Source organism: Sphaerobacter sp., assembly GCF_019683595.1.
Lineage (GTDB): Bacteria > Chloroflexota > Chloroflexia > Thermomicrobiales > Thermomicrobiaceae > Sphaerobacter.
This window is the reverse complement of the sequence record NZ_JADGHZ010000124.1, coordinates 1-10,981: the sequence shown is the minus strand read 5'-3', so window position 1 is coordinate 10,981 and position 10,981 is coordinate 1. Positions and strand designations below refer to the sequence as shown.

The 10,981-nt window shown below is 69.7% G+C and carries 9 protein-coding genes; 4 read left to right on the top strand and 5 right to left on the bottom strand.

Translation table 11 applies throughout. The features are described from left to right. The first annotated feature begins 299 nt into the window (after positions 1 to 299). From IRZ30_RS12400 to dcd, 3 genes are all read left to right on the top strand, one after another. Positions 300 to 509 (top strand): hypothetical protein, encoded by a 210-nt coding sequence (locus IRZ30_RS12400; protein ID WP_294085553.1) that lies wholly within the window; start codon positions 300 to 302, stop codon positions 507 to 509. After that, positions 506 to 2,134 (top strand): amidase, encoded by a 1,629-nt coding sequence (locus IRZ30_RS12395; protein ID WP_294085551.1) that lies wholly within the window; start codon positions 506 to 508, stop codon positions 2,132 to 2,134. The genes IRZ30_RS12400 and IRZ30_RS12395 overlap by 4 nt, the downstream gene beginning before the upstream one ends. Before the next feature lie 71 nt (positions 2,135 to 2,205). After that, entirely contained in the window at positions 2,206 to 2,721 is a 516-nt protein-coding gene (gene dcd, locus IRZ30_RS12390; protein WP_294085549.1) for a dCTP deaminase, read from the top strand. Between the two features lie 28 nt (positions 2,722 to 2,749). Here dcd and IRZ30_RS12385 read toward each other — a convergent pair whose 3' ends face one another. From IRZ30_RS12385 to IRZ30_RS12365, 5 genes are all read right to left on the bottom strand, one after another. Beyond that, positions 2,750 to 3,718, bottom strand: a complete 969-nt coding sequence (locus IRZ30_RS12385; protein ID WP_294085547.1) for a sugar kinase — start codon at positions 3,716 to 3,718, stop codon at positions 2,750 to 2,752. 56 nt (positions 3,719 to 3,774) lie between these two features. Next, complete coding sequence (locus IRZ30_RS12380; RefSeq protein ID WP_294085546.1) at positions 3,775 to 4,305, bottom strand: Lrp/AsnC family transcriptional regulator; 531 nt, start codon at positions 4,303 to 4,305, stop codon at positions 3,775 to 3,777. A 327-nt stretch (positions 4,306 to 4,632) separates the two neighbouring features. Further along, positions 4,633 to 5,271 carry a response regulator transcription factor gene (locus IRZ30_RS12375; RefSeq protein ID WP_294085544.1) on the bottom strand — a complete coding sequence of 213 codons (639 nt, stop codon included), beginning with the start codon at positions 5,269 to 5,271 and terminating at the stop codon, positions 4,633 to 4,635. Positions 5,272 to 5,292: 21 nt separating this feature from the next. Continuing rightward, complete coding sequence (locus IRZ30_RS12370) at positions 5,293 to 7,944, bottom strand: GAF domain-containing protein (protein WP_294085542.1); 2,652 nt, start codon at positions 7,942 to 7,944, stop codon at positions 5,293 to 5,295. A gap of 144 nt (positions 7,945 to 8,088) precedes the next feature. After that, complete coding sequence (locus tag IRZ30_RS12365) at positions 8,089 to 8,772, bottom strand: haloacid dehalogenase type II (RefSeq protein WP_294085540.1); 684 nt, start codon at positions 8,770 to 8,772, stop codon at positions 8,089 to 8,091. Between the two features lie 178 nt (positions 8,773 to 8,950). Here IRZ30_RS12365 and IRZ30_RS12360 point away from each other — a divergent pair, with 178 nt between their 5' ends. Further along, on the top strand, positions 8,951 to 10,711 hold the full coding sequence (locus tag IRZ30_RS12360; protein ID WP_294085539.1) for a hypothetical protein: 1,761 nt from the start codon (positions 8,951 to 8,953) through the stop codon (positions 10,709 to 10,711). The last annotated feature ends 270 nt before the right edge of the window (positions 10,712 to 10,981 follow it).

Genomic DNA, 10,981 nt, shown 5'->3' with positions numbered 1-10,981 from the left:
TGCCCGGCGGCTTTCGCCCCGGGCACGGGCCGAGGTGCGGGATCCTCGTACCACTCGGCCTTCTTGGCCTCAGGTGCCGACCACCGCACGACGATCCCGGCACGACCCATCTCGGCTACGGTCGGCATGCCGGAATGGTTCGTCCCTGTCCAAGCAAGACCGGTACCCCGGCCGGTGGCACGCGGTGCGTGGCTTGACGGCCGTCGCCCACTCGCTCAGACTACCTTCTGCTTCCGCGACGTTCGTCGTCGTGCCCGCCAGGACCACGACCGTCACGCAATGAGGAGAAGTGCAACACCGTGAAACTCGATTCACACCTGTCCGAGAAGAAGGTGCTCGCGCAGCTACGCCGCCAGGCTGCCGAGACGTTCGGCCCGATGCGGACGTTTGAGATGGCCGAGGCACTGGAGGCCACCGCCGCGGCCCTGGCGCGCATCGCCGCCGCGCCGCTGGACCCGACCGACGAAGCCCCTGATACCTCGGGCGTGGATACGGGGGGACCGGCATGACGGCGCTCTACGAGCTTACGGCCACTGAGATCGTCCGCCGCGTGCGTGCCCGGGAGCTGTCCGCGGTCGACCTGGTGACCGCGCTGCTGGAGCGGATCGCGCGGCTGGAGCCGGAGATTGAAGCCTGGGCGACGCTGGGTGCCGATGAGGCCCTGGCAGAGGCCGCCGAGCGTGACCGTGCCGCGGAGTCCGGCCAGATCGGACCGCTGCACGGTGTGCCCGTCGGTGTCAAGGACATCATCGACGTGGCGGGCATGCCGACCGCCGCTGGGTTCGCCCCCTACCGCGACCGGCGGGCGGACCAGGACGCGCACGTCGTCGCGCGGCTCCGTGCGGCCGGGGCGATCATCCTGGGTAAGGTGCACACGACGCAGTTTGCCCACGCCGACCCCGCGCCGACCAAGAACCCCTGGAACGCCGCGCGCACGCCGGGCGGGTCGAGCGCCGGGTCCGCCGCGGCCGTGGCGGCACAGATGATCCCGCTGGCGCTCGGCACCCAGACGGCGGGGTCGGTGGTGCGCCCGGCGGCATATTGCGGCACGGTCGGCTTCAAGCCGAGCTACAACTGGACCAGCCGCGACGGCGTGATCCCCCTCGCCTGGTCGCTCGACCACGTTGGCCTGCTGGCTCGGACCGTTGAGGATGTTGCCCTTGCCTACGACGCGCTTGCGGGCACGCAGACCGACCTCGCGGCCCGGCGTGATACTCCGCCTCGCCTGGTGCTGCTGACCGAGTTCCTGGAGCGAGCCGAGCCGGACGTGCGCGATCATCTGCTGGACGTAGCGGAGCGCCTCCGTGCGGCCGGAGCGACGGTGGTGGAGGGGGCGCTCCCGGTCGACCTCGACCTCTGCCTGGCGGTCCACCGCGTGATCATGCAGGCCGAGGTGGCTGCCGTGCACGCCGAGCAGTGCGCACGGCACCCGGACGACTACGGGAAGTTCCTGCGTCAGGAGATCGAGGTGGGCCAGCTCATCCCGGCCGCCTACCTGCTGACGGCGGCTCGGCTGCGCCGCCGGATCGCCCGCGCGGTCGACGCCGCGCTGGGCGAGGTGGACGGCTACCTCCTGCCGAGCGTCAGCAACGCCGCGCCACGCCGCAACACCACCGGTGACCGCACCTTCCAGGCGGTGTGGTCGCTGCTCGGCACGCCGGCCATCACCCTGCCGACCGGTCTCAACGGCGACGGCCTGCCGATCGGGACGCAGCTCGTCGCCCGCCGTGGCCAGGATGTCGCCCTGCTGGCGCTCGCCGCCTGGTGCGCGCAGATGCTCGGGACGATCGCCCCGCCCGACCTCGAACCGCCCGCGGAGGAACCCGAGCCGGAGCCGGCCGAGCAGCCTGCGGCAGAGGAAACATCGGCCGCTGAGGCGACCGCTGAGCCCACGGCACCGGCGGAACCGGCGGCAGAACACGCGGCAGAGCCCGCGGCGCCTGGCGAGGCCGCACCCGAAGCCGCAGGGGAACCGGCCCCGTCCGGCTCCGAGCCGGCCACGGCACCGGCGGAGGAGACCGCGGCGGCCGAGGCCACGGAGCCGGCACCCGCAGCCCCGGACGCGCCCGGCCCGGAGGATGCGGACGACGAGGAGAAGGCGGAGGAGACGCCGGAGCGACCCACCGAATCGTGACCCAGCCGCGCGGGACCGGGACGATACGCTGGCTGCCATCCACGATGGCATGAGGGACGAAGGAGACGACGATGGCAGTGCTGACCCGCTCGGAGATCCTCCGGCACATCGAGGCCGGCACGATCGTGATCGACCCGTTCGATCCGGCTCAGGTCGGGCCGGCCTCGATCGACCTCCACCTGGACCGCCAGTTCCGGGTGTTCCGGCCGGCTCAGGAGATCTTCCATGTCACGGACGATGCCGACTACCGGGACGTCACGAGCCTGATCGAGGTCGACGACTACTTCCTGCTCCTGCCGGGCCAGGCGATTCACGGCGTCACCCAGGAGCGCATCACCCTGCCCCCCGACATCTGCGGCTGGATCCAGGGCCGGAGCCGGTTCGCCCGGATCGGTCTGATGGTCCACGTCACCGCGAACTTCATGCAGCCGGGGATCACCCGCGCCAAGCAGGTGCTGGAGATGAACAACGCCGGGCCGGTGCCGCTGGCCATTCACCCAGGCACCGCCATCTGCCAGATCATCCTCGAAGAGTGTGTCGGCCAGGCGACCTACGGCGGCCGCTTCCAGGAGCAGGAACTGCCCTGAGGCAGATGGCCCGTATCGTGCTCCCGTGTCAGCGCATGATGGTGTGTGAGGAACCGGCCTCAGCGAGGCAGGCGGCGATGTCGTCCTCGCTGAGGACCGCGAGGTCGCCGCGGACCGTCATCTTGAGCGCCGCCAGTCGCACGCCGAGGCGCAGCCCCAACGCGACGTCGCCGTCCAGGTAGCCGTGCAGGAAGCCGGCGGCGAAGGCGTCCCCGGCGCCGACGCGGTCGATCACGTCGACGGGGACCGCCGGCTCGTGGTAGAAGGTGCCGTCGCGCGTCAGTGCCAGTGCCCCGTCGGCGCCGGCCGTGAGCACCGTCACCGCCGCGTCGAAGAGCGCGGCCAGCCCACGGGCGATCTCCTCGTCCGTTCCGCCGAGGCCCCAGAGAGTGCGGGCGTCGTTCCGCCCGCAGAAGAGGACCGTGGACTCGCTGCACAGCGGCGTGAGTGTCTCGGCGGCCGCTTCCGGTGTCCAGAGGCGGGAGCGGTAGTTCACATCGATGCTCACGGGGATGCCCGCCGCCGTGGCGGCCGATAGCAGGCGCCGCGTGATCTCGGTGCACGACGGGCTCAGCGCGGGGGTGATCCCGGTGAGGTGGAGAAGGCGGCCATGGGTGGCCAGGGCCGGGTCGATGTCTTCCGGGTCACAGACGGCGACGGCCGAGCCGGCGCGGTCGTAGAGCACCTGCGTGGGGCGGGGCGCCGCGCCGGTGTCGAGGTAGTAGACGCCGGCGCGGCCCTGGTCGACCCAATGGATGTGCGTGGTATCGACTCCGTGGCGGCGGAGTTCTCCGGCGATGCGGGCACCGAAGGGGTTGCGTGGCAGGACGGATGCCCATGCGACCCGCCGTCCGAGACGGGCGAGCGCCACGGCGACGTTCGACTCGGCACCACCGATCCCGATTTCGACGGTGGTCGCCGTCTCCAACCGCTCGCCGGGTGCGGTGGAGAACCGGATCATGGTTTCGCCGAAGGTGACGACGTCGTAGCCCGCCAACCAGCGCCCTCCCCGTCCCGTGGCCTTACCGGTGCGACCCACGCGGTCAGCGGTCGCTAGCGCTCGACGCCGATCGGCTCGCCGCGCTCGACCTTGGTGGTCAGGTCGGTGGCCCACTCATGCTGCTGCTTCAGGACGCGCAGTGCGACGGAGGTCTCCGTACGCAGGGTACCCGGAATCCGAGCGAGGCGGTCCGTCAGGAAGGCGAACATTTCCTCCTGGCTGCGGAACGATGCCATGACCATGATGTCGTGCGCGCCCGCGGTGATCGCGCACCAGATCACTTCCGGCATCCCCGCGATGGTCTCCGCAGCCGAGCTGATCCGCTCCGGCTCCACCTGCACGCTGATGACAGCGGTTAGCGCGTAGCCCAGGTGGCTCGGGTCAACCGACGCGGTGATCTTGAGCACGCCGCTCTCGATCAGGCGCCGGACGCGGTACCGAACCGTCGCCTCGGGGACTCCCAGCCGCCGCGCGATCTCGCGGTTGCTTCGGCGACCGTCGGCACGGAGCAGACGGATGATCTGCCGGTCGAGATCGTCGGGCTGAAGCTGGCGCACTCGGCGTGGTCCCTGGCCGTCGCTCATGTTTGGCTCCCCTCTCCTCGTTCGGGCGAATTCCACCCCTCAACGCCCTCGCGCGATGCGCAATCTCTTGGGAAAAGCGGTGCTGACACAGCACGCCGACCCGCGCCACGGCTCTCGCCGATTGGCACGGGCCGTCCCCAATCATAGCCGATTTCCATCACGTCGCCCGCCCCTTCTCACGGCAAAACGCAGCAGGCGGCGCAACGGCTGATGCATTGGGCGCACGGTTCGCGCCGCAGGGTCCGGCCTCGCCGGTGCCCAAGTTTGTGGATTCGCGCAACGATGTGAGGGGTACGTGGCACCACGGACGCGGCACCCACCGGCCTGCTATGGGCGGACCAGACCGCGCTGAATCGCCTTGCTGACCGCTTCCGTGCGGCCGCTTACATCCAGCTTACGATAGATTGCGTTGGCATGGAACTTCACAGTGCGTTCGGTGATCGACAGCTCGTAGGCGATCTCTTTGTTGCGCAGCCCGCGCGCCATGAGGGTGAGGACGTCCAGCTCCCGTGCCGTCAACTCTTCCTCGACCGGCTCCCCGCGGAGCAGGTCACCTACCCGATTGAGCAGCTTCCCGGCAACCACCGGCTCCAGCAGTGAGCCGCCCCGGTAGACCACCCGCACGGCCCGGAAGATGTCCTCGCGCGGCGCGCCTTTGAGGAGGTAGCCGGAGGCCCCGGCCTGGACCGCCTGGAGGATGCGCTCGTCGGTGTCGTAGGCGGTCAGGACGACGACCCGTGCATTGGGATCGATCCGCTTGATCTCTTGAATGGCCTGCACGCCGTCGGTCCCCGGCATCGCCAGGTCCATCAGCACCACGTCGGGCTGCAGGTCGCGGTACTGTTGCACCGCCTGATCACCATCACCGGCCTCGCCGACGACAGTGAGGTCTTCTTGTGCCTCCAGGATAGCCACCAGCCCCTCGCGGACGACTGGGTGGTCGTCGACGACGAGAATCCTGATCATGATCCGTTTCCTCGCTCTAGTCTAGGATGTCTCGCGCGCCCGACCCTCCGCGGGGATCGTCACGACCAGGCGCGTCCCTTCCCCTGGGGCGCTCGACAAATCGAGCGTTCCGCGCAGCAGACGAGCGCGCTCTCGGATTGACATCAACCCGAATCCGCCCCCATTATCGCGCTCGATTGTCTCCTGCGCAAAGCCGACCCCGTCATCCTCAATCGTAAGTGAGACTTGCCCCCCGCTCGCCGTCAGCGCCACGCGCACGTGGTTGGCGGTCGCGTGGCGACGCACGTTGCTCAGCGCTTCCTCGGCGATGCGGTATAGCCCCATCTCGACCCGCGCCGACAGGCGCCCGACCAGGCCCTCGACCACGAAGTCCGCCTCGACACCGGTCTCGCCCGCGAACGTCAGGACGAGTCGCCGGAGTGCGTCGGGGAGCGACATCTGGTGCAGCCGTGCGGCACGCAGGTCGAGCACCGAGCGGCGCGCCTCCTCCAGATTCTGGCGTGTCAGCTCCAGCGCCCGGCGGACCTTATCGGCGGCTTGTTCCGGCTTGTGCGGGAGATAGGCATCAGCGAGGTCAAGGTGGAGCGAGATGGCCGTCAACCCCTGGGCGAGCGTGTCGTGGATCTCCTGCGCGAGCCGCCCGCGCTCCTCGGCGATCGCGAGCCCGTGCGACTGCGCGTAGAGCCGCGCGTTCTCGACTGCGAGCCCGGCCGAGTCGGCCACACCCCGGATCAACTGGATGCGATCGGGCGTGAAGCCGTCGCAGGGGGTCTCCGAGAAGACGAACGCCACGCCCAGGATGCGGCCCTTGGCGGCCAGCGGCACGGCCAGCGCGCAGGCCCCGCCCAGGGCCGCGTGCAGCGCCGGGTCGTCGCCCACCATCTGGGGAACCTGGCAGCATGAGAACGGCTCGCGCTGTCCCAGGACCGTGCGAACGGTCGGGCTGTCCGCCACGCGGATGACCGTGGTGCCGACGCGTCTCCGGTCGAACGGGCTCCGCGGCCCGACCACGGTCGCCGCGGGGACAAGCGACTGCTCGTCCTCGTCCAGGAGGTAGATGGCGCAGTTCGGCACGCCGGCCGCTTCGGCGATCCCTTCGGCCAGCCGCTCCAGTACCTCGTCGAGGACCAGTGACGATCCAGCCGCGCGGGTCGTGGCCAGCATCAGGGCCAGCGCGCGGCTGCGCTCGTGCTCTTCACGGAACAGGCGGGCATTCTCCAGGGCGACCGCCAGTTGGTCGGCGATGGTGCGGAGCGTCGTCAGATCGTGGTCATCGAAGGCGTCGACGCGGGTGCTCTGCACGTCGAGCACCCCGAGTACCTCCCCCTCGCGGAGGATGGGCACCGCCGTTTCCGACCGGGTGCTGGCTGTCGCGGCTGTGCTGACATAGCGCGGATCCTGTGACACATCGTGGACGACCACGGCCTGTCCGGTCGCCGCGACCTCGGCAACGATGCCTGGCCCGCCGATCCGCAGGCGGAAATCGAGGAGTTCCTTCGCGCGGGTCTGGTCAGAGTGGGCACGGAGCACCAGCTCCCCGGTATCGTCGTTGACCAGGAAGAGCGATACCAACGAGTAGCCCATGAGGTCGTGGATCAAGTCGACGGCGGTGGCGATGAGGGTGTCCGGATCCCGCACGGCGGCCAGGCGGCGTGCCAGTTGGTTGACGGCCTTGAGTTGCTCCGCGCGGCGCCGCTGTTCGAGCAGCAAGCGGCTGTTCTCCAGCGCCACCGCCGTGTGCCGCGCGATACTGGCCAGGATCTCGACATCTTCCCAGTCGAACGGCAACAACGAGGAGAAGACCGAAATGACGCCGATGGTCTGATCACCCTGGACCATCGGCGCTGCCATCCACGCGATCGGTGTGCCGGTGACATATTCCGGATGAGGGGTTACGCCGTAGTCGGCACAGGCGGCGACGTAGTCGGACACTGCCAGCGGTCGCTGCTGCTCGGCCACCACGCGGGCGAGCGCGTTCCGGGTCGGCTGTCCCTCCTGGTCGTGGCAGCGCCGGCCCCGAATGTAGAGTAGCTTGGGGGTAATGCACCCTTTCTCAGGGTCATACAGGGCGATGCAGAAGTCGTCACCGTTGACGATGCGGGAGCAGGCGGCGTGGACCTGTTCCAGGAGGTCCTGGGGATTCTGCGTCGTGCTGACGGCCCGCGCGATGTTGCCCAGAGCGGTCAGGCGGGCGATCCGCCGCTCGCGGACGGCCGTCATCACATCCACCACTCCGGCCCAATCCGCGTCACTTTTTTCCTGCGATTCTTGGGGGAAAACGCGCCCGAGGACGTTGCGTGTGAACGACGCCGCGGCGGGCACGATCTCTGCCGAATCAAATGGGAGACCGGGGATTTCTGCGAGGCTGCGGCGCAGCGTCTCGGTGAAGAGGCTCAAGGCGACCCCCGCGTCGGCGCTCCGCGCCTGGCTGGGACCCATGGCCTGCCAGCGTGCAGCCATAGATGAGCAAGCCGGCTCCTCACCCATGAGGTAGCCGGCAAAGCTCACGATACAGGCGTCGAGCTGGCTGCGAATGGCGCGCCACGCATCAGTATCTTGGGTGGACGCTTCGAGGAGCGATTCCCAGGTCGCGCGAATCCCTTCGCGATGGGACAGGATCGCAGACGCCGCGGCCTGGGCGTGTGAAAAGAAGATGCTCTTGCGGGTAGTCATAGCCTTCACCGGTCGTTCAGTCTGAGCCGGCAACTCCCCGATACGTAGCACCAGCTCGTTACCATGTCAGTATCAACGAGCTACGACGCTAATTCCATCGGACCACGGCACAGTCCGCTGCTGTCCAAGTGGACAGGCCCGCCGTCACGCTGACGTCCCCTGCTCCAGGAGCGCGGGTAGCTCCGCCAGCGAGCGGATCGTGGCATCCGGCTCGACCCCCAGCGCGTCAATCGGCCTGCCGTCACGGCTGACGCGACAAACGCGCAGGCCGAATCGCCATGCGCCGGCGACGTCGAAGCCGTTGGCCGAGCAGAAGAGCACGCGCGCAGCCGGCATCCGCAGCCAGGCCGGAGCCAGGGCGTAGACCGCCGGGTGTGGCTTGAAGCGCCGCACCGTATCGGCGCTGAGCACCGCCGCGAACAACGGCTTGAGCCCGGCGTGCGTCAGCGCAGCGTCGAGCATGACCGGGCTGCCGTTGGACAGGACCGCCAGCGGTCGACCCGCCAGTGCCGCCAGGGCTGCCGGCACTTCCGGAAACGGTGCCAATGCGAGCCAGGCGTCCAGCAGCCGCGTGCGGCGGGCGGGATCCAACGCCACACCGAGCGTCGCCAGCGCATAGTCCAGCGCCGCTTCGGTGATGGCCCAGAAGTCCACATAGTCGTCGACCAGGGTGCGGACGAAGGAATACTCCAACTGCTTGGAACGCCAGAGGCCGACCAGTCCCGCCGCTTCCGGCGCCACCTCGCGGCGCCGCGCCTCGATGCTGTCGACGTCGAGCAGGGTGCCGTAGACGTCGAACACGACCGCGTCGATGTCTGTCAGCGGCATCGTCTCCCCCTCACGTTCGCACTGGAGTAGCATGGAGTGGTAGGGTGATGATAGCAGACGCGCGGCCAGGCGGTGTGTAACCGGTGCGTCCTTCCGGGCGTTCTACTAGTGCGGGCCGCGCATCCGGCCGCCCAGCCGATTCCACATGCCCAGGAGGCCCCGAGGAGTCCCGCACGAGGTGTTCAAACAGGTCATCGCAGTCCTGATCGTCACCCTGATCGGTGTCAGCCTCCTACCGGTGCGGCAGGCCGACAGCCCCACGTTCGCCAACCCCGCCTTCGAAGAAATCTGGTCAGCCCGATCCGCGTCGATCGCCGGCTTCGATCTCTGGGGAAGTGAGCCGCTGGCCTGGCGGGTCGAGTCCTACGCCGATGCCCCGGGCGGCCGGCGCATCGTGCAGTACTTCGACCGGGGCCGGATGGAGCTGGGCCTGCCGGAGTCCGGGCGCGGCGAGCCGCGGGTATTCCAGGGGTTGCTGGCGCTGGAGTTGACGACCGGCCGGATCCATCTGGGCGACAGTCTGACGGCGTCGCGAACACCGCCAAGCACCCCGATCGACAGCGGCTCCCCCGACGAGCGCGTGCCGACCTACGCCGCGCTGAGCCACGTCGTCCAGGAGCGCGCCCCATCGCGCTTGGGAACGGACCTTCCCGCGGAGTGGATCGACAGCACCGGCCAGCCCGTGCCGGGATCGGCCGTTGTCCCGCTGCGGGGAGCTGAGTACGTCGACCAGACGGGGCACAACCTGCCGGACATCACCGTCTCCTTCTTCGCCCGGCATCCCTTCGGCACCATGGGCTGGGTCGAGGCGATGGGCCTGCCGATCAGCGAGCCGTTCTGGACGATCTACCGGCGCGACGGCACACCGCTGCCCTCGCTGATCCAGGTCTTCGAGCGCCGAATCCTGGTCTACACCCCGGCGCTCCCGGCCGCGCAGCGCTTCACCATCGCCAACACCGGACGGCACTATTACCGCTGGCGCTACGAAACCGACCCGCCCCGGCGCTGGCCCGACCCGCGTCCGGGCCGGACCGCGCCCGACATCCGCGTCCCCGATGGGTTCGTGGCCGGCGTCTACGCGAGCGAGCTTGGCACCCCGGTCGGGCTGGCGCTCGGCCCCGCCGGCAATCTCTGGGTGGTCACGGCCGAGGGCCGGGTCCTGCGCGTCGACAGCGAGCGGGAGGACGGCAGCGCCGAACGTGTCACGGTGATCGCCGAGGACCTCCTGAACCCGCGCGGCATCGCCATCAGCGGGACTACCATCTACGTCCCCGTCGACGGCGGGGTCGTCCGCATCGACGACAACGACCTGAACGGCGTTGCCGACCGCACGAGCTACGCGACCCGGAATATCGACCCGGCGCCGGGCGCACGCGGCGCGCCGGTCATCGACGCACAGGGGCGCGTATTCGTCGCCGGAACCATGGTGCCCGGCGGCGACCATCGTGTGGTGGCCCGGCTCGATCCCAACGGGGAGGTGCTCATCTCCAGCGCCGGCGTGAGCAACCCCGGACCGCTCATCATCGCCCGCGAGCAACTCCTGGTGGTGGACCGCCCGGCCGACGGGGAGCAAGGGCTCTACCGCATGCCGACCAACGGGACGCGCAGTGCCAGCCAGGATTCCCTGGCCGCGGTGCTCAGCCGGCGAGTAGTCAAGTTCCCGGGCGATGTCACCGTCAACGCCGTGCTGCGCTTCGACAGCGCGTTGTGGCCTCAGACCGACCCGGACACCCTCTTCGCCGCCATCGGTAGCGGCGAGGGCGGCAGCGTGGTCCGCACCGTGCCCGGCGATGCCGGCTCGCCGCCCGACCTCGTGGAATTCGCCACCGGCCTCTCCCAACCCGTCGCGCTCGCCGTCGGTCTGGACGGCTCGCTCTTCATCGCCGACGCAGGCCGCGGCGAGATCATCAAGATCGTCGTCCCCGCCCCGGAGTCGTAGGGGCGGACCCCGGCGCGTGGGTGCGATTCACAGGTCGGCGGGTCGGCGCCCGCCGGGGGTGATGGAGTTTGACGAATTAGTCCGGTAAACGCGACAGCGGTCCGCGCCCCCCGCGTGTCATCCTGAGCGGAGCCGGGGGCGGCGGCCAGCCGCCCCGGCGCAGCGAAGGATCTCCCCGCTGCGTGGCCGCTCCGACGCGAGATCCTTCGGCTCGGACGGAGCCGCCGCCCCGCGCCCCCCGCCCCCCCCGCGCCGGGGGGGGTTAAAACA